The following is a 19371-nucleotide window of genomic DNA, read 5'->3' as shown; positions in this document are numbered from 1 at the left end:
GAATTCATTTAACGGATCATCCGGCATTGAGGTTCATCCGAAAACCCATCGGGCTGGGGAGACGTGAAAAGGCGTCAGGACTCCCGATCTTGTCATATGGATTCCGTATGGAGTCCCGAGGCAGAGGATTCCGGGGCCTACGATCCATCTTTGCCGAGCAGAAAGATGGATCTGACATGAAACCCCTGTCCCGCCTCAAACGCACCCTGGCCTGCGGGATCGCCGCGGTCGCCGCGCTCTCCGGCCTGACCGTGCAGGCCCAGGCCGCGCCTGCGGCAGCCCCCGTGGACACGACCTGCGGAACCCCGTCCACGCCGGGCGGCGGCAACTGCATGACCGCGCTGATCAGCTCCGCCTTCGACACGATCAGGCTCATGCGCAACGCCGCCAACCTCAACAAGGTGGACAACGCGGAGTTCACCCAGAGCACCGCGTCGAAGCTGAGCGCGAAGTTTCCCGGGTTCAACGTCATGGTGTTCAAGACCGTGGGCACCGACCTGTATGACACCGAGTGGTTCAAGAACGAGTACAAGTCCGACATGAAGGGGGTGTTGATCGACACCACCTACAAGCTCAACCATTTCCTGGACAAGGAGAAGAAGGAGCCCTCCGGCTACGACATATTCCGGATCTGGGTCTTCCAGGGGGACTCGACCATCCGCAACCGTGGCGACGGCGGCTACATGAACTGGGCGTTCATCGGCAATGACGGCGACACCGTCAAGAAGGAGCCGTGGACCTGCCGGGCGGGCACCGCGCGGCCCTACAAGTGCGACGGCGACGTACGCACCATCCACTTCCCCGCCCGGTCCGGCTACGGCACCAGGACCGGCAGCCTGACCCCCGACTCCAGCCCCGGCTACCACGCCTGCCTGGACGTCAGCGGCAACGGCACCGCGAACGGCACCCCCGTGCAGATGTGGGAGTGCAACGGCGGCGACGCCCAGAAGTGGACCTACAACGGGTACAAGCTCCAGGCGGCCAACGGCAAGTGCCTCGACCTGGAGGCCAACAAGACCGCGAACGGGACCAAGCTCCAGGTCTGGGACTGCCTGGAAATCCCCGGTCAGCGCTGGAACATGTCGCCCAGCGGCGGTTTCCGGCACATGACGGACATGGACGACCGGTCCAAGGACGTCTGCATCGACGACTTCAGCGGCCGGACCGCCAACGGCAGCACGGTGGCGGCCTGGGCCTGCGGCTCCGAGGACAAGCGGGACGCGCCCAACCAGAACTGGGCCTGGGGCGGCACCCCGCCGACCACCAACCCGCCCACGCCCGGCGGAGGCGGCGGCAACAACGGCGCCGACGTGTACCTGAAGCTCGACAACGGCCTGGGCGCCGTCCCGGTCAACGGCTCCGCCGGCGCGTCGGTCGTCCCCGGGATCCGGGGTGGCAACGAGTCCAAGTGGAAGCTCACCTCGGTCGGTGGCGGTCGCTACCGGATCACCAGCTCCTACGGGCTGGAACTCACCGAGAACAGCAACTACATGGCCGAACTCCAGCCGTGGAGCAACTCCTCCCAGCAGAAGTGGGAGCTCGCCGGGGTCGGCAACGGCAAGTACCGGATCCGGATCTCCGACGACGACTGCCTCGCCCACGACGCCGACTTCAAGCAGCTCGGCGTGTGGACGTGCAAGTCGGGCTGGCAGCAGGAGTGGATCCTTGAGTCCACCTCCGGCGGCGTGATCACGCCGACCGACCCGACCACCCCGACGAAGCCGGACCCCAAGCCCAAGCCGGATCCGAAGCCCAAGCCGGACCCGAAGCCGACCATCCCGACCGAGCGGCCGCTGTTCCTGAAGCTCGCCAACGGGCTGGGCGCGTCCGCACCCACCGAGACCTCGACCTGGGGCGCCCCGATCGTGGGTGGGATCCTGGGGTACAAGGGGTCCACCTGGACGATCAAGCCGCTGGGCGGGGACCGCTACCGGATCGTCAACGACCTCGGGTACAACCTCACCGAGAACCCTGACACCTACGTCGCCGAGCAGCAGGCGTGGGGCAACACCTCCAACCAGAAGTGGGAGTTCGTCAGCCTCGGCAGCGGCAAGTACCGGATCCAGATCGGCGACGACGACTGCCTCACCCACGACGCCGACTTCAAGCAGCTCGGCGTGTGGACGTGCAAGTCGGGCTGGCAGCAGGAGTGGTCCTTCCAACTCCTCTGACCGGCCAGGCCGGAGTCACGCCGAAGGGCGCCAGCCGTACGACTGGCGCCCTTCGGCCGTTCTCAGCGGTCGTCCCGCTCGGCGGCGGCCTGGTAGCGGAGGCCGTCCATCAGGAGGTCGAGGAGGCGTTCCATCCGGGCGTGGTGCTCGGGGGTCGTCGCGGCCAGCGACAGTCCGCTGAGGCTGAACAGCACGTCCTCCGGCTCGACGTCGGCACGCAGCACGCCCGCCTCGGCCCCGGCCCGCAGGAGTCGGGTGATGGCGGCGGTCAGCATCGCGCGGCTGTGCGAGAAGGGGTCGCCCCCGGAGGCGATGAGCGCGCGCAGCGCGTCGGACATCCCGCGCTTGGTGGTCATGTAGCGGACGAATCCGTCCATCCAGGCGCGCAGCGCGGCGTCGGGTCCCCTGCCGTCCAGGAGCTCCGTGGCGGAGTCGCACAGCTTGGCGAGTTCGCTGCGGTAGACCGCCTCGACGAGTTCCTCACGGGTGGCGAAGTGGCGGTAGAGGGTGCCGATGCCCACACCGGCCTCCTTGGCGATCGCCCCGAGCGTCGCGTCCGGCCCGTCCTGGGCGAAGGCCCGCGCGGCCACTTCGATCAGGCGGTCGCGGTTGCGGCGCGCGTCGGCGCGCAGCGGCCGGGGGTCGGCGGTGGTCACGGCTGGTCCTCCTCGGGTTGCAAGCGGAGGCACCTCCGTTTAGCCTGGAGACATGCGGAGGACCCTCCGGTTTCCACTCTACCGGCCGCGCCCTCCCGCGCACCCCAGCTCCGGTCACCCAGCCAGACGGGAATGATCATGAACGCCAACACCCCGCGCCTCACCACCCCCTTCGGCGCCGAGTCCACCGCCGCCGAGGTCGTCTCCGGCGTCGACCTGACCGGCCGCCGCGCCGTCGTCACCGGTGGCGCCTCCGGCATCGGCGTCGAGACCGCGCGCGCCCTCGCCTCGGCGGGCGCCCAGGTCACCCTCGCGGTCCGGAACCTCGACGCCGGAGCCCGCACCGCCGAGGACATCACCGCGACCACCGGCAACAAGGACGTCCGGGTCGCGCCGCTGGACCTGGCCGACCAGGCCTCCGTCGCCGCGTTCGTCGCCGGGTGGGACGGGCCCCTGCACATCCTGGTCAACAACGCCGGCGTGATGGCCTCGCCCGAGCTCCGCACGCCGGAGGGCTGGGAGCTCCAGTTCGCCACCAACCACCTCGGGCACTTCGCGCTGGCCACCGGCCTGCACGCGGCCCTGGCCCGGGACGGCGGCGCCCGCGTGGTGGCCGTCAGCTCCAGCGCCCACCACCGCTCCCCGGTCGTCTTCGAGGACATCCACTTCCGCGAGCGCGCCTACGAGCCCTGGTCCGCCTACGGCCAGTCCAAGACCGCGAACGTCCTGTTCGCGGTCGAGGCCGCCAAGCGCTGGGCGACGGACGGCATCACCGTCAACGCCCTGATGCCCGGCGGCATCCGGACCGCCCTCCAGCGCTACGTCTCCGAGGAGGAGCTCGACCGGCTGCGGGCCCAGGCCGCCGACGGCGCGGAACTGCTGTGGAAGAGCACCGAGCAGGGCGCGGCGACCTCCGTCCTGCTCGCGGCCTCACCGCTGCTGGAGGGCGTCAGCGGCCGCTACTTCGAGGACTGCAACGAAGCCGTCCGCGGCGTGCTCAGCGCACGCACCGGCGTCGCCGAATACGCCCTCGACCCCGAGGCGGCCGCCCTGCTCTGGCAGGTCTCGCACGACACCCTGGGCAGCCGCGACTGACGGTCCTCGGCGGAACGCCCCGCACTCCGGCCCCCTCAGTGCGTCGCATAGCCGCAGCGCAGGAAGTCGGCCGACCCGACTTCCTGCGCTGCGGCGACCTCGGCACCCCTCAGTCGGGCAGGTTCCCGTCGCCCCCCAGGTTGGCGACCATCCGGCGTAGGACGTCGATCGTGGTCGCGAACTCGGCCGCGCCGATGCCCTCGTGCGTCTGGCGGTGCACCCGCAGGTTGCGCTCCCGCGCCCGGAGGCGGCCGGCCTCCCCCGCCTCGGTCAGCGTCATGGCCCCCGCCTCCTCCGTCAGCCACCCCCGGGCGACGAGGCCGTCGAAGACGTCGCCGAAATCGATCCCGAGGTCCTCGTACTTCGCCAGCCGCTCGACCAACGTCGCGCGGGTCCATCGGCCCGGCGCCCCGGCCACGTGGTTGAGCGTCCACCAGTGCGGCTGAGTGAGGCCCTCCACCGCCAACTGCGCACGCAGGGCCCCGACCACCCGCCGGTACGCCTCACCACTCCACGCACCGATGGGCTGCGCGGCCAACTGCTCCTGCGAGTACTCCCCGACTGCCACGTCCACGCATCCCCTTCTGTCGATCACCGGAACACGGCCACCGTAGAACCTCAACCTCCCTTGAGGTCAAGGCCGGTGCCGCCCACCGCGCCGCCAGTCGCCCTACCGGGCCTGGGCCGTCCGCGCCAGCAGGGAGATCTCGGCCGCCACCGCCGCCGGTTCGGCCGGGACGGTGATGTGGGCGACGTCGTCCAGCCCGGGATGCGTGCCGACGCGCACCGCCCGCTCCGCGTTCCGCAGCAGGTCGAAGTCGTTGATGTCGTTGCCGAACGCCGCGTACGCGCCGATGCCCATCGATGTCAGGGCTTCCCACTTCGTCGTCGAACCGGGCGCGAAATCGATGATCGCCTCGTCGAGGTGGTGGTTGACCATCAGCCCGAGCCCCCGGCCGGCCTCGGCGAGTTCCGCCATGTCCGACGCCTCGACGACCAGGAACTTCACCACCTCGGGCAGTTCGACCAGCTCCACCCGGCTCGCCAGGCCGCCCTGGTCGACGCGGCTCCGGATCGGGTGGTCGACCGGCCCGGTGTACGCGTAGTCCCAGGGCCCGTCCGCGAGGTAGCCCGCCTCGTACCGCGCGACCGCCGCCATCAGCCCGCCCAGCGTCGCCGGTTCGAACACGGCCCGGGCCCGCACCTGTCCGTCGACCGACACCAGGCTCCCGTTCCCGCCGATCAGCATCGCGGACGGGAAGGCGCCGTCGAGCACCGGCAGCATGTCCCGAACCGGCCTGGCCGACGCGAAGACCACCTGGTAACCGGCCCGCTCGCACTCCCCGATCGCCGCCAGGATCCGGCCGTCGATCGTCCGCCCGTCGAAGCAGAGCGTGCCGTCGAGATCGAAAACCACCGTGCGGGCGCGAAGGTTGACCATTCCCGGATGATATCCGCCCACCCGGAACCGACGACGCGCTCCCCCTGGTCGTGCCGGGGCTCGCCGGCCGACCCGGCCCGGCCCGAGCCCCGACCCCCCGGCCGCCGACCGCCGCCCTCGGTCAGGAATCCAGCTCGGCCAGGAAGTCCAGCGCGACGGCCCAGGCCCGCTCGGCGGCCTCGGCGTCGTAGTCGGGCAGCTCGGCGTCGGTGAACAGGTGCCCGGCGCCCCGGTAGCGGTGCACCTCGACGTCGGCGCCGGCCCGCCGCATCTGCAGGTACCAGGCGTTCAGCCAGTCCTCGGTCTCGAACGGGTCCGGCTCGGCGACGTGCAGCTGGACCGGGATCTCGGTGGCCGCGTCCTCCCGCAGGTCGGAGGTGCCGTGCAGGAGCAGCAGCCCGCGCGCCTTCTCGTCGGCCAGCGCGAGGTTCTGCGCGAGCGAGCCGCCGAGCGAGAACCCCGCGTACACCAGCCCGCCGTCGGACAGCGGAGCCGCGGCGGTCACCGCCCGGCGCAGCAGCTCCTCGCTGCCGCCGACCTCCTCCTGGTACGCCAGCCCGGCCTCGATGTCGTCGAAGGTCCGCCCGTCGTACAGGTCGGGGGTGTGCACGGTGTGCCCGGCGGCGCGCAGCCGGTCGGCGGCGGCGTGCACGGCGGGGCGCAGCCCGAGGGCGGAGTGGAAGAGGACGATCTGGGCCACGGTCGGGGTCCTTCGGCAGCTGAGGGCGGGTACTCCCCCATGATCCCCCATGGCTTCGCGCCCCGGCCGCTGCGGCCCGCCCGCCGCGGAGGCGGGGCGCGACGGACGGGCGACGGAACGTCAGTTCACGGGATTTGCCTATGCTTTACCAGCCGGTAGCCTTCCGGACGTGAACGATCTTGTCCATGACATGACCTCCGCCCGCCCGCACCGCCGCCAGGTGCTGAAGGCCGGCGCACTGGCCGCCGGCGCGTCCGCCCTCCCGCTGGCCCTCTCCACCCCCGCCGAAGCGGCCGCAGCCGCCGACGCCGCCCCGCGCTTCCTCCACGGCATCGCCTCCGGCGACCCCCTCCCCGACGGCGTCCTGCTCTGGACCAGGGTGACGCCCCGCCCCGAGGCCGTCCCCGGCTCGGGCCTCGGCCCCGACACCGAGGTCCGCTGGGAGCTGGCCGCCGACCAGGCCTTCACCCGCATCGTCGCGAGCGGCACGGTGACCGCCACCGCCGCCGCCGACCACACCGTCAAGGCCGACGTCCGCGGCCTGACCCCGGACACCCCGTACTGGTACCGCTTCACCGCCGACGCCGCCCCGGCCGCCACCGTCTCCGCGGTCGGCCGCACCCGCACCACCCCGGCCACCGACGCCGCCCTCGCCCGGCTGCGGTTCGGCGTCGCCTCCTGCGCCAACTGGGAGGGCGGCTACTTCTCCGCCTACCGCCACCTCGCCGCCCGCGGCGACCTGGACGCCTTCCTCTTCCTCGGCGACTACATCTACGAGTACAAGACCGGCGAGTTCTGCGCCCGTGGCACGGTCGTGCGCCCGCACGCCCCCACCCACGAGATCCTCACCCTGGCCGACTATCGCACCAGGCACGGCCAGTACAAGACCGACGAGGACCTCCAGGCCCTGCACGCGAAGCTCCCGACCATCGCGATCTGGGACGACCACGAGTTCGCCAACGACGCCTGGTCCGGCGGCGCCGAGAACCACACCCCGGGCACCGAGGGCGACTGGACCGACCGGATGGCCGCCGCCAAGCAGGCCTACTTCGAGTGGATGCCCGTACGGCCGTCCATCGCCGGCACCACCTACCGCCGCCTGCGCTACGGCAGGCTCGCCGACCTGCACCTGATGGACCAGCGCTCGTTCCGCTCCCAGCAGGCCAGGACCGGCAGCGGCGCCGTCGACTCGGCCGACCGCACGATCACCGGCCGCGCCCAGATGGACTGGCTGAAGGCCGGGCTGTCCGCCTCCGACACCACCTGGCGGCTGATCGGCAACGAGGTGATGATCTCCCCGGTCGCCTTCCTCTCCCTGCCCGACTACCTGCTGCGCCCGCTGGCCAAGCTGCTCGGCCTGCCCGGTGAGGGCGTGGCGGTCAACCTCGACCAGTGGGACGGCTACACCCACGATCGCCGTGAACTGCTCGGCCACCTCAAGGCGAACGGCATCACCAACACCGTCTTCCTGACCGGCGACATCCACTCCGCCTGGGCCGGCGACGTCCCGAACGAGGCCGCCACCTACCCGCTGTCCGGCAGCGTCGCCACCGAGTTCGTGGTCACCTCGGTGACCTCGGACAACGTCGACGACCTGCTGAAGGTCGCGCCGCAGACCGTCTCACTGGCGGCCGCCACCGCGATCAGGACCGCCAACCCGCACGTCAAATGGGTCGACCTGGACTCGCACGGCTACGGAGTCCTGGACATCACGCCCGAGCGGACCCAGATGGACTACTACGTCCTCTCCGACCGCACCCGCAAGGACGCGACCAGCAGCTGGACCCGCTCCTACCGCACCCGCACCGGCACCCAGCGAATAGAGCGCGCGGACGCCCCGGTCACCTGACGCCCACCCGGGGCCTAGGACACCACGTCCTTGCGCGCGAACCCCCGGAAGGCCAGCGCGAGCAGCACCGCCGCGTACGAGAGCGACAGCGAGACGCCCTGCACCATGCCGCCCCACTCCAGCTGTGGCTGCAGGGCGTCCGCCCACGCGTACTGCCAGTGCGCCGGCAGCCACTCCCGCAGGTCCCCCAGCGCCGTGACGGCGTCCAGGACGCCGGTGATGATCGACGCGAACACCGCCCCGCCGACGGCACCCAGCGGCGCGTCCGTCGCCGTCGAGAGCCAGAACGCCAGCGCGGCGATCACGATCTCGCTCAGGAACACGAACGCCGCCGCGACGGCCAGCCGGGGCAGCGCCTCCCCGGCCGAGAGGGTGGCCCCGGCGGGCAGCTTCAGGTCCCCCCAGCCGTACGCGGCGGTGCCGACGACCAGCCCGATCGCGGGCAGCATGACCACCGCCACGGCGGAGAACGCCAACCCGACCGCGAACTTGCGGGCCAGCAGCCGGGCCCGGGGCACCGGCGCCGCCAGCAGGTAGCGCAGCGAGGACCAGCTGGCCTCGGAGGCGACCGTGTCCCCGCAGAACAGCGCGACCGGGATGACCAGCATGAAGCCGGTGCCCACGAACAGCATGGTGGCCGCGAAGTTGGGCCCGGAGGCGGTGGCCAGGTCGATGAAGGTGGTCCGGTCGGCCCGGCTCGGGGGGCCGCCGATCTGGAACGCGGCCAGCAGGACGAACGGCATGGCGGCCAGCACCGCGCCGATCACCAGCGTGCGGCGCCGCCGCAACTGCCGCATCGCCTCCACCCGCAGCGGCAGCGTCCGGCTCGCCCGGTAACCCTCGGCGTGGTCCGCCGAAACGGGCGAAACATTCGTGCTCACGCCGTACCTCCGATCAACGACAAGAACGCGTCCTCCAGCCGCCGCTGCGGCCCGGCGCTCTCCACCGGCACGCCGAGGCGCACCAGCTCGGCCACCAGTTCGCTGGCCGCCAGCCCGTCCAGGCGCACCAGCAGCCCGCCCTCGACGGCCTCCACCGAGCCGACCCCGGCCAGCGCGCCCACCTTCTCGACGACCGACTCCGACGGCGCGTACCCGGCCGGCACGCCGACGAGCAGCAGCCCGCCCGCGCCGACGATCTCGCCGACGGCGCCGGTGGTGATCAGCTGCCCGCGGTCCATCACGACCAGGTCGGTGCAGCTCTGCTCGACCTCGGCGAGCAGGTGGCTGGAGACGATGACGGTCCGCCCGGCCGCCGCGTACCGGATCATCACCTCGCGCATCTCGCGGATCTGCGGCGGGTCGAGCCCGTTGGTCGGCTCGTCGAGGATGAGCAGGTCGGGCAGCCCGAGCATGGCCTGGGCGATCGCGAGCCGCTGCCGCATGCCCTGCGAGTAGGTGCGCACGGCGCGGTCGAGCGCCTCGCCGAGGCCGGCGATGGCCAGCGCCTCGTCGAAGCGGGCGTCCGCCTCCGGCCGACCGGTGGCCTGCCAGTACAGCCGCAGGTTGGCCCGTCCGCTGAGGTGCGGCAGGAAGCCCGCGCCCTCCACGAAGGCGCCGACCCGGGAGAGCACCGGGGCGCCGGGGCGCACCAGGTGGCCGAAGATCCGGATCTCGCCCGCGTCGGGCCGGATCAGGCCCATCAGCATCCGCAGCGTGGTGGTCTTGCCGGCGCCGTTGGGCCCGAGCAGGCCGAGCACCTGCCCCTGCTCGACCCGGAAGCCCAACTCCTTGACCGCGTACCGGTCCTGGGCGCCCTTGTAGCGCTTGCTCAGGCCGGTGATCTGCAGCGGCACACCGGCCAGCGCCGGGTCGTACGCCGGCCCGCCGACCGCCCGCCGGCGGCGCCGCAGCCGGGGGACGAGGACCAGACCGGCGGCCACCGCCACGGCGACCAGCGGCAGCAGCCAGGTGCGGGCGGGCAACGGCGCGGCCTCGGTGACGAGCTGCTCGACGGTCGGCGCGGTGAGTGCCCCGGCCGGCGCGACCCGGTAGGTGGCGGGCTCGGCGGGCGAGGCGTACGCGAGGTCGGTGGCGGCCAGGACGAGCCGCAGCCGGTGCCCGGCCGGGAAGGTGTGGTCGACGGCGGGCAGCGCGACCGTGACGGTGCGGCCCGCGTCGGCGCCGGTCACCCGCAGCGGGGCGGCCAGCTGCTGCGGCAGCACGGCCTTGCCGTCCGGGCCGACGTCGTACAGCTTGGCGAAGAGCACCGCGTCCGGCCGGTCGGCGCGCACCTGGACGGGCACGGTGGGCTGCCCGGTCAGGTGCAGCGGCCGGTCCAGCGGCGCGGAGTCGAAGGCGGCGTGCTGGCCGGGGAAGTCCAGTGACAGCCCGGCGCCGAGCGAGGCGGCCTGGCTGAGCGCGCCGATGCCGGGGAGGGTGGAGATCCCGGGCGGGGCGCCGCCGGGCGGGTTGGCGAAGGTCTTCTCGCCGCCGGCGAGTTCGACGCTGCGCGAGCCGGTTCCGCCGAGGCCGGGGTAGCTGTCGGCGGTGGCGCCGCGCAGGACGGCCTGGAAGCCGGTGGAGTCGACGCCGCCGGTGCGGGTGACCCGGAAGGCGGGGCCGGTGTCGGTGCCCCGGCCGCGCAGGCCGCGATTCTTCAAGAAATGGTCGAACCAGGCGGTCACCCGGTCGTCCACCCGGGCGCTGGTGTCGGTGCCGCCGTCGTGCCCGCCGGCGAACCAGTCCACCGAGACGGGCGCGCCGTTGGCGGCGACCGCCCGGGCGATCCGGTCGCCCTGGTCGAGCGGGAACAGCGAGTCCTGCTGGCCCTGGACGACCAGGGTGGGCGCCTTGAGCTGCGCGGCCACCGAGGACGGGCTGGAGCGATCCAGCAGCGCGACGGCCTCCGGGTCGGCGTGCCCGGCGGTGGCGACCCGGTCGTACATCTGGCAGAGCGACTCCAGGAACCGCCCGCAGCCGACCGGCCCGTCCTGCTCCGGCGTCGGCCCGCCGCCGCGCGGCGCGCCACCGGAGGGGCCGAGGTCGCCCGCCGCGCCGGTGGTGAAGAAGATCCCGGCCCAGAGCTTCTTGAACACGCCGTCCACCGCGCCGGAGCCCTGGACGCCCTGCGGGAACAGCGCGTCGGCCAGGTTCCACCAGGTGATCTGGGTGGCCACCGCGTCGATCCGGTGGTCGTACGCGGAGGCGAGCAGCGAGACCGCCCCGCCGTAGGAGGCGCCGGTGATGCCGACCCGGGGATCGCCGGGCCCGTCGAGCTGGACCTCGGGGCGCCCGGCCAGCCAGTCCACCAGGTGCTTGACGTCCTCGACCTCGCGGTCGGGCGCGTTGAGGCCGATCTTCCCGCCCGAGTGCCCGAACCCCCGCGCCGACCAGGTCAGCACGGCGTAGCCCTGCCGGGCCAGCTGCTGGGCGCGCTCGCGCTCGCCGTCCTTGGAGCCGCCGAAGCCGTGCGCGAGCAGGACCGCCGGGCGCGGGGTGGTGCCGGTGGTGAAGAAGGAGGTGTCCAGCTGGACCTGCTGGTCGCTGCCGGGAGTCTCCGGCATGGCGAGGAAACGGTCCTCCTGACGGACCGCCTGCTCACCGCCGGACGCCGCCGCCGTACCGAACCCGGCCACCGCCACCAGGGCCACCGCCCCGGCCAGCACCTTGCGCCGCACCGACGTACCCCGGCCGCGCCACCGGCGCCACGCCCCACCGAACTCCATGGGGGCTGATCGTATCGGCCGCCCGGGTAGGCGTCCGATAAGGGCCCGGGCTCCTTCGTCCGGTTCACCCCGGTTCGCCCGGGTATGGTACGGCGTACCCTCCTGCCGCCTCCCGCCCGAGAAGGTGCCCGTGCTCTGGCCGCTGATCGCCCTGTTCGCCACCGTCTCCGCGACCCTGGTGATCGGCTGGGTCGTCGACCAGACGCTTCAGCGGGTCGCCGTCCGGCACCCCGAGGCACCGGTCTGGGCGCTGCTGCGCCGCTGCCGCATCCCGCTCCAACTCACCGTCGTGTCGGCCCTGTTGCTCGCCGCCGACCCGCTCGGGCGGATCTTCCACCAGCGCGGCGGCGGCATCCACCACCTGCTGCTGCTGTTCCTGCTCGCCTCACTCGGCTGGCTCACCGTCCGGGTGGTGGCGGCCGTCCTGGAGGCCGTGCTCAGCCGGTATGAGGCGGTCATCGACGACCCCTCCCGGGTACAGCGGATGAGGACCCAGATCGGCATGCTGCGCCGGGTGGCGGGCGCGGTCGTCGTCGTGGTGACCATCGCCGTGATGCTGCTGACCTTCTCCGCGATGCGCACCATCGGCGCCAGCCTGCTGGCCTCCGCCGGCATCATCGGCATCGTGGCCGGCATCGCCGCGCAGAGCACCCTGGGCAACTTCTTCGCCGGCCTGCAGATCGCCTTCGGCGACACCGTCCGGATCGGCGACACCGTGGTGGTGGACGGCCAGCAGGGCACGGTCGAGGAGATCACCCTGTCCTACCTGGTGGTCCGGCTCTGGGACTACCGGCGACTGATCGTCCCGGTCTCCTACTTCGTCAACAAGCCCTTCGAGAACTGGACCCGCCGCGACCCGGGCCTGCTCGCCGCCGTCCTGCTCCACCTCGACCACAGCACCCGGGTCGACGACCTGCGCGCGGCCCTGCGCACCCGGCTCGCCGAAAACCCCCTCTGGGACGGCGTCGAGTGGGCCCTCCAGGTCACCGACACCACCCCCAGCACCATCGTGGTCCGCGCCACCATGACCGCCCGCACGCCCGAGGACGCCGCCCAGCTCCGCTTCGACATCCGCGAACAGCTCATCGCCCACCTGCGCGACGAGCACCCCCACGCCCTCCCCCGCCTGCGCACCACCGAGGGCTGAGGCCGCCGACAGCGGGAACCGGCCCCCGGAAGGACGGGAATCCCCGCACCCCCACCGGGGGCACGGGGATTCCCGCAACCAGGCGCCTTAGACCGGTCGGTCTTACAGCACCCGCGTCATCGTCCGATGCGGGATCCCCGCGTCGTCGTACTCCGGGCCCTCCGCCAGGTAGCCCAGCCGCTCGTAGAACCCCAGCGCCTGCACCTGCGCGTGCAGCTCCAGCTCGACGGCCCCGCGCTCCCGCCCGGCGGCCTCGATCGCCCGCACCAGTTCGGCCCCGAGCCCGGTCCCCCGGGCCGCGGACACCACCGCCAGGCGCCCGAGCAGCACCCGCCCCGCGACACCCCCGGTGAGCTTCAGCGCCTGCTCCCCGAAGATCAGCCGCCCGGTGCCGAGCGCGGCCCCGTCCGCTCCGACGGCCAGCAGGTGCACCGAGGTCGCGTCGTACTCGTCGTACTCCAGCTCCTCCGGCACGTTCTGCTCGACCACGAACACCTCGCGCCGCACCCAGCGCACCAGCGCCAGGTCCGCCGCGTCCTGCGCGACCCGGATGGCGGCCGTCATCTCAGCTCTCCGCCGAGATGACGTCGAGCGCCTTCTGCAGGTCGGCCGGGTACTCGCTGGTGAACTCGACCCACTGCCCGTCCGCCGGGTGCTCGAAGCCGAGCGACACGGCGTGCAGCCACTGCCGGGTCAGCCCGAGCCGCTTGGCCAGCGTCGGGTCGGCGCCGTACGTCAGGTCGCCCACACAGGGGTGGCGCAGCGCCGACATGTGCACCCGGATCTGGTGGGTGCGGCCGGTCTCCAGCTTGACGTCGAGCAGCGACGCGGCCCGGTAGGCCTCGATCAGGTCGTAGTGCGTGATGGACGGCTTGCCGTCCTTCGTCACGGCCCACTTCCAGTCCGAGCTGGGGTGTCGCCCGATCGGCGCGTCCACGGTGCCGCTCAGCGGGTCCGGGTGGCCCTGGACGAGGGTGTGGTAGCGCTTCTCGGTGATCCGGTCGTGGAACTGCCGCTTGAGGTCGGTGTACGCGCGCTCGGACTTGGCGACGACCATCAGTCCGGAGGTGCCGACGTCGAGCCGGTGCACGACGCCCTGGCGCTCGGCGGCGCCGGAGGTGGAGATCCGGTAGCCGGCCGCGGCGAGCCCGCCGATGACGGTGGGGCCGGTCCAACCGGGGCTGGGGTGCGCGGCGACGCCGATCGGCTTGTCGACGAGCACGATGTCCTCGTCGTCGTGGACGATCCGCATGCCCTCGACCGCCTCGGCGACGATCTGCACCGGTGCGGCGGGAGCGGGGATCTCGACCTCCAGCCAGGAGCCGGCGGTCACCCGGTCCGACTTGCCGGCCACGGCGCCGTCGAGCGTCACCTTGCCGTCGGCGGCCAACTCGGCGGCCTTCGTCCGGGAGAAGCCGAACATCCGGGCGAGGGCGGCGTCGAGGCGTTCGCCCTCCAGGCCGTCGGGTACGGGGAGGCTTCGGATCTGCGCAGCGGTACTCACCCGTACGAGTATGCCGGAAAGGCGGCCCTCCCCCGCCCGCCGACCGCTCGGGCCTCCGTTACTCGGCCTTGCCGCCCTGCTGGTGGACGGTGCCGTCCGGGTTGCTGCCCCGGAAGGAGAGCAGCACCACGAGGATGCCGCCGCAGACGATCGCCGAGTCGGCGAGGTTGAAGACCGCGAAGTGCTGGACGGAGATGAAGTCGACGACGTGCCCGCGGAAGACGCCCGGCCAGCGGAACAGCCGGTCGGTGAGGTTGCCCAGTGCCCCGCCGAGCAGCAGCCCGAGCGCGATCGCCCAGGGCAGGCTGTACAGCCGTCGGGCGATCCGCCAGATCACCACGATGACGGCCGAGGCGATCATCGTGAAGACGACGGTCAGCGCCTGGCCCATGCCGAAGGCGGCACCGGAATTGCGGATGACCTGGAAGGTGACGACGTCGCCGATCACCTTGATCGCCGCGTGGTTCTCCAGCCGGGCCACGACCAGCAGCTTGCCGCCGAGGTCGATCAGGAACGCGAGCAGCGCGACGACCAGCAGCACGCCGATGCGCCGCGGGCCCTTCGGCGCCTCCGCCGCGACCGGGGCGGTCGCCTCGGTGGGCTCCGCAGGCTCGGTGGGCTCGGCCACGGCCACCTCCACGGCTTCGGCGGGGGTCGGGACGGCGTCGTCCCGCGTCTGGGGGGAACCTTGCGTACTGATGATCCGCTCCGCTGCCGATGGAGCTCCCCCGGCCGGAGGTGGGGGAGGATGGGCCCGTGGTCGCCGTACCGGACACCTCCGAACGGACGTGTCCCAAGGATCAGGCGACGTTACGGGGTCGAGCGTACGGCAAGCCCGACCCCCTGCGCCGCCCCGGTCGGCCGCTTCAGCGGCGTTCCTGCTTGGCCTTGCACTGCACGCAGAGCGTGGCCCGGGGGAAGGCCTGCATCCGAGCCTTTCCGATGGCCTGCCCGCAGGACTCGCAGGTGCCGAAGCCGACGCCCTCCAGCCTGACCAGGGCCCGCTCGGTCTGGGCGAGGCTGTCCCGGGCGTTGTTGGCCAGCGCGAGTTCGCTCTCCCGCGAGATGTTCTTCGTACCGGCGTCCACCTGGTCGTCGCCGGCTCCGTCGTTGGAGTCGCGCATCAGGCCGGAGATGGCCGCCTCGGCCGCGTCGATCTCGTTCTGCAGCCGCTCCAGCTCGCTGATGAGCTCGGTGTGCAGTTCGTGGACCTCGTCGGTGGTCCACGGGTCCTCGCCGTGCCGGACCGGCAGCGTGGCCGGGTCCACCGACTCGGCGCCGCGCGGCACGGTGACGGTGTCGGTGCTGCTCTTCTGCCGTGCGGTAGTGGTCACGGTCCCCTCCCCTGGATCGGCCGCCACGGCCTTGCGTGCCCGCTTGGTGGCGGTACCCGCGCCGGTTGCCTTCTCAGCCATGGCTTCGACCCCATCTACGAACGAATCGAGCCGCCGGTTCCCGGCGGCCTCCAGTGCCGGAACGATAATCCTGATCAAAATCGGTCACAACATGACATACCGACGCCCCATGATGATCCCACCCAGGCAGCCGCCCCAGCCGCCACGCCCCGCGCGCTGACCAGACTTGTGCCCAGATCACCCCCGCCTAACCACCGCCGCGGCCCACCCCCGAAGCCTCCCGGCCGAAAGGTGCGGGCGAAACGATTTGGACAAACCGACTTGCCCGGCCGATACACTGGCCCTGCAAGGCGCAGATGGGACGAGTACCGACGTACGCAGCCACCAGCGACCCGGGGACGGTGCGAGCCCGGGGGCGTGCACAGCGGGAAGATCACCCCGGAGCCGCCGGAAGAACGGCCCCCCGCCACCGCGCGGGCCGGCCCACTAGACCCGGCAGCAAGCCCAAACAAGAGGGCCGCACGCAGCATCGCGGCCAAGGAGGGTGGTACCGCGGGGCGGCTTGCCGTCTCGTCCCTCCGTCGGATCCCGTCCACATCCGCCGGAGGTATGACACCCGCGATGAGCACCTACAATCCCGTCCCCGCGCAGGTGGACCTGCCCGCCCTCGAACACCAGATCCTGTCCTTCTGGCAGGACGGCAAGATCTTCCAGCGCAGCCTGGAGCAGTCCGAGGGCCGTCCCGAGTGGGTCTTCTACGAGGGCCCGCCGACCGCCAACGGCATGCCCGGCGCCCACCACATCGAGGCCCGCGTCTTCAAGGACGTCTTCCCGCGCTACCGGACGATGAAGGGCTACCACGTCGCCCGCAAGGCCGGCTGGGACTGCCACGGCCTCCCGGTCGAGCTCGCCGTCGAGAAGGAACTGGGCTTCTCCGGCAAGCAGGACATCGAGGCCTACGGCATCGCCGAGTTCAACGCCAAGTGCCGCGCGTCGGTGACCCGCCACACCGACGCCTTCACCGAGCTGACCACCCGCATGGGGTACTGGGTCGACCTCGACGACGCCTACCGGACGATGGACCCGTCGTACGTCCAGTCCGTCTGGTGGTCGCTCAAGCAGATCTTCGACAAGGGCCTGCTGGTCCAGGACCACCGGGTCGCCCCCTGGTGCCCGCGCTGCGGCACCGGCCTGTCCGACCACGAGCTGGCCCAGGGCTACGAGACCGTCGTCGACCCCTCGGTCTTCGTCCGCTTCCCGCTGACCAGCGGCCCGCTGGCCGACCAGGCCGCACTGCTGGTCTGGACCACCACCCCGTGGACCCTGGTCTCCAACACCGCCGCCGCCGTCCACCCCGACGTCACCTACGTGGTGGCCACCGACGGCAACGAGAAGCTGGTCGTCGCCGAGCCGCTGCTCGCCAAGTCCCTCGGCGAGGGCTGGGAGGCCACCGGCGAGTCCTTCACCGGCGCCGAGATGGAGCGCTGGGCCTACCGCCGCCCCTTCGACCTGGTCGAGATCGAGGACGCGCACTACGTCCTCAACGCCGACTACGTCACCACCGAGGACGGCACCGGCATCGTCCACCAGTCCCCCGCCTTCGGCGCGGACGACCTCGCGACCTGCCGCCGGTACGGCCTGCCGGTGGTCAACCCGGTGCTCGCCGACGGCACCTTCGCCCCCGAGGTCCCGCTGGTCGGCGGCCAGTTCTTCAAGAAGGCCGACGAGGCCCTGGTCGCGGACCTCAAGGAACGCGGCCTGCTCTTCCGCCACCTCCCGTACGAGCACAGCTACCCGCACTGCTGGCGCTGCCACACCGCGCTGCTCTACTACGCGCAGCCGTCCTGGTACATCCGCACCACCGCGGTCAAGGACGCGCTGATCCGGGAGAACGAGGCCACCAACTGGTACCCGGAGAACGTGAAGCACGGCCGCTTCGGCGACTGGCTGAACAACAACATCGACTGGGCGCTGAGCCGTAACCGCTACTGGGGCACCCCGCTGCCGATCTGGCGCTGCGAGGAGGGCCACCTCACCTGCGTCGGCTCGCTGGCCGAGCTATCCGAGCTCACCGGCACCGACCAGAGCGGCCTCGACCCGCACCGCCCGTACATCGACGGCGTCACCTTCGCCTGCCGCGAGTGCGGCGGCACCTCGACCCGCGTCCCCGAGGTCATCGACGCCTGGTACGACTCGGGCTCGATGCCCTTCGCCCAGTACGGCTACCCGTACCGGAACAAGGAGCTGTTCGAGAAGCGCTACCCGGCGCAGTTCATCTCCGAGGCGATCGACCAGACCCGCGGCTGGTTCTACACGCTGATGGCGATCGGCACCCTGGTGTTCGACAAGAGCAGCTACGAGAACGTCGTCTGCCTGGGCCACATCCTGGCCGAGGACGGCCGCAAGATGTCCAAGCACCTGGGCAACATCCTGCAGCCGATCCCGCTGATGGACCAGCACGGCGCCGACGCCGTCCGCTGGTTCATGGCGGCCGGCGGCTCGCCCTGGTCGGCCCGCCGGGTCGGCCACGGCACCATCCAGGAGGTGGTCCGCAAGACCCTCCTCACCTACTGGAACACCGTCGCCTTCCAGGCCCTGTACGCCCGCACCGCCGGCTGGTCCCCCTCGGCGGCCGACCCGGCCCCGGCCGACCGCCCGCAGCTGGACCGCTGGGTGCTCTCCGAGCTGAACACCCTGGTCCGCGAGGTCGACTCGGCCTTCGAGGCGTACGACACCCAGCGCGCCGGCAAGCTGCTGTCCGGCTTCGTCGATGACCTGTCCAACTGGTACGTCCGCCGCGGCCGCCGCCGCTTCTGGCAGGGCGACGCCGCCGCGCTGGCCACCCTGCACGAGGCGCTGGAGACGGTCACCCGGCTGATGGCCCCGATGACCCCGTTCATCACCGAGCAGGTCTGGCAGGACCTGGTCGTCCCGGTCGTCCCGGACGCCCCGGCCTCGGTCCACCTGGCCACCTGGCCGGAGGTCGACGAGTCGCTGGTCGACGCCGACCTCTCCCGGCACATGGCGCTGGTCCGCCGTCTGGTCGAGCTCGGCCGGGCCACCCGCGCCGAGTCGGGCGTGAAGACCCGCCAGCCGCTGTCCCGCGCGCTGATCGCCGCCCAGGGCTGGGACGAGCTGCCCGCCGACCTGCGCGCGCAGATCGCCGAGGAGCTCAACGTCTCCACCCTGGAGTCGCTGGCCGAGGTCGGCGGCTCGCTGGTCGACACCAGTGCCAAGGCCAACTTCCGCGCCCTGGGCAAGCGGTTCGGCAAGGGCGTGCAGGACGTCGCCAAGGCGGTCGCCGCCACCGACGCCGCCCGCCTCGCCGCCGAACTGCGCGCGAACGGCGAGACCTCGGTCGAGCTGAACGGCGAGACGGTCGCCCTCTCCCCGGACGAGGTGATCATCACCGAGACCCCGCGCGAGGGCTGGGCCGTCGCCAACGAGTCCGGCGCCACCGTCGCCCTCGACCTGGCCATCACCCCGGAGCTCAAGCGGCTCGGCGTCGCCCGCGACGCCATCCGCCAGATCCAGGAGGCCCGCAAGAACTCCGGCCTCGACGTCGCCGACCGCATCGTCCTGCGCTGGCGGGCCACCTCCGAGGAGACCGCGGAGGCCATCGCCGAGCACGGTCCGCTCGTCGCCGAGGAGGTGCTCGCCACCGACTTCGCCGCCGGCGCGGCCGACTGGGAGTCCGAGACCTTCACCGACGAATCCCTCGGCCTCGCCTTCCAGCTCCGCAAGGCCTGACCGACCCCGAAGCCGCCGGAACCACCCGGTTCCGGC

Annotated in this window: 15 protein-coding genes; 5 read left to right on the top strand and 10 right to left on the bottom strand. The window is 72.2% G+C overall.

What is annotated here, in order from left to right; genetic code table 11:
• Positions 1–176: 176 nt before the first annotated feature.
• Positions 177–2171 (top strand): ricin-type beta-trefoil lectin domain protein, encoded by a 1995-nt coding sequence (locus ACIO5E_RS02405; protein WP_400662610.1) that lies wholly within the window; start codon positions 177–179, stop codon positions 2169–2171.
• 62 nt (positions 2172–2233) lie between these two features.
• Here the strand turns inward: ACIO5E_RS02405 and ACIO5E_RS02400 are convergent, their stop codons facing one another.
• Positions 2234–2827 carry a TetR/AcrR family transcriptional regulator gene (locus ACIO5E_RS02400; protein ID WP_400662607.1) on the bottom strand — a complete coding sequence of 198 codons (594 nt, stop codon included), beginning with the start codon at positions 2825–2827 and terminating at the stop codon, positions 2234–2236.
• A 138-nt stretch (positions 2828–2965) separates the two neighbouring features.
• Here ACIO5E_RS02400 and ACIO5E_RS02395 point away from each other — a divergent pair, with 138 nt between their 5' ends.
• Positions 2966–3922: an SDR family NAD(P)-dependent oxidoreductase gene (locus ACIO5E_RS02395; protein ID WP_400662604.1), complete on the top strand. Its 957-nt coding sequence runs from the start codon at positions 2966–2968 to the stop codon at positions 3920–3922.
• A 109-nt stretch (positions 3923–4031) separates the two neighbouring features.
• Here the strand turns inward: ACIO5E_RS02395 and ACIO5E_RS02390 are convergent, their stop codons facing one another.
• The 3 genes from ACIO5E_RS02390 to ACIO5E_RS02380 form a co-directional block, all read right to left on the bottom strand.
• Positions 4032–4490: a MarR family winged helix-turn-helix transcriptional regulator gene (locus tag ACIO5E_RS02390; protein ID WP_400663418.1), complete on the bottom strand. Its 459-nt coding sequence runs from the start codon at positions 4488–4490 to the stop codon at positions 4032–4034.
• Between the two features lie 102 nt (positions 4491–4592).
• Complete coding sequence (locus ACIO5E_RS02385; protein ID WP_400662601.1) at positions 4593–5363, bottom strand: HAD hydrolase family protein; 771 nt, start codon at positions 5361–5363, stop codon at positions 4593–4595.
• A gap of 121 nt (positions 5364–5484) precedes the next feature.
• Positions 5485–6114 (bottom strand): dienelactone hydrolase family protein, encoded by a 630-nt coding sequence (locus ACIO5E_RS02380; protein ID WP_400662598.1) that lies wholly within the window; start codon positions 6112–6114, stop codon positions 5485–5487.
• 139 nt (positions 6115–6253) lie between these two features.
• On the opposite strand from ACIO5E_RS02380, the gene ACIO5E_RS02375 reads away from it, so the two are divergent.
• Positions 6254–7912 (top strand): alkaline phosphatase D family protein, encoded by a 1659-nt coding sequence (locus ACIO5E_RS02375; RefSeq protein WP_400663415.1) that lies wholly within the window; start codon positions 6254–6256, stop codon positions 7910–7912.
• 14 nt (positions 7913–7926) lie between these two features.
• Here ACIO5E_RS02375 and ACIO5E_RS02370 read toward each other — a convergent pair whose 3' ends face one another.
• Together ACIO5E_RS02370 and ACIO5E_RS02365 are read right to left on the bottom strand one after the other, a co-directional pair.
• Positions 7927–8793, bottom strand: a complete 867-nt coding sequence (locus ACIO5E_RS02370) for an ABC transporter permease (protein WP_400662596.1) — start codon at positions 8791–8793, stop codon at positions 7927–7929.
• Positions 8790–11579, bottom strand: coding sequence for an alpha/beta fold hydrolase (locus ACIO5E_RS02365; protein WP_400662594.1), 2790 nt, complete (start codon positions 11577–11579; stop codon positions 8790–8792). The genes ACIO5E_RS02370 and ACIO5E_RS02365 overlap by 4 nt, the downstream gene beginning before the upstream one ends.
• Before the next feature lie 130 nt (positions 11580–11709).
• Between ACIO5E_RS02365 and ACIO5E_RS02360 the strand changes: the two genes are divergently transcribed.
• Positions 11710–12726 carry a mechanosensitive ion channel family protein gene (locus tag ACIO5E_RS02360; protein ID WP_400662591.1) on the top strand — a complete coding sequence of 339 codons (1017 nt, stop codon included), beginning with the start codon at positions 11710–11712 and terminating at the stop codon, positions 12724–12726.
• Positions 12727–12828: 102 nt separating this feature from the next.
• On the opposite strand, the gene ACIO5E_RS02355 is transcribed toward ACIO5E_RS02360, so the two are convergent.
• The 4 genes from ACIO5E_RS02355 to ACIO5E_RS02340 form a co-directional block, all read right to left on the bottom strand.
• On the bottom strand, positions 12829–13290 hold the full coding sequence (locus ACIO5E_RS02355; protein ID WP_400662588.1) for a GNAT family N-acetyltransferase: 462 nt from the start codon (positions 13288–13290) through the stop codon (positions 12829–12831).
• Position 13291: 1 nt separating this feature from the next.
• Positions 13292–14230, bottom strand: a complete 939-nt coding sequence (locus tag ACIO5E_RS02350) for an RluA family pseudouridine synthase (protein ID WP_280674431.1) — start codon at positions 14228–14230, stop codon at positions 13292–13294.
• Between the two features lie 58 nt (positions 14231–14288).
• Positions 14289–14933, bottom strand: a complete 645-nt coding sequence (gene lspA / locus ACIO5E_RS02345; RefSeq protein ID WP_400663412.1) for a signal peptidase II — start codon at positions 14931–14933, stop codon at positions 14289–14291.
• A gap of 163 nt (positions 14934–15096) precedes the next feature.
• Entirely contained in the window at positions 15097–15564 is a 468-nt protein-coding gene (locus tag ACIO5E_RS02340) for a TraR/DksA family transcriptional regulator (RefSeq protein ID WP_400662585.1), read from the bottom strand.
• A gap of 642 nt (positions 15565–16206) precedes the next feature.
• Here ACIO5E_RS02340 and ileS point away from each other — a divergent pair.
• A complete protein-coding gene (gene ileS, locus ACIO5E_RS02335; RefSeq protein WP_400662582.1) occupies positions 16207–19335 on the top strand; it encodes an isoleucine--tRNA ligase in 3129 nt (1042 codons plus the stop codon).
• Positions 19336–19371 lie beyond the last annotated feature (36 nt).

Origin of the sequence: Kitasatospora sp. NPDC087314 (genome assembly GCF_044744365.1) — a bacterium.
Lineage (GTDB): Bacteria > Actinomycetota > Actinomycetes > Streptomycetales > Streptomycetaceae > Kitasatospora.
Note: the sequence above shows the minus strand (reverse complement) of the source record. Positions and strands in the feature narration are given on the sequence as shown.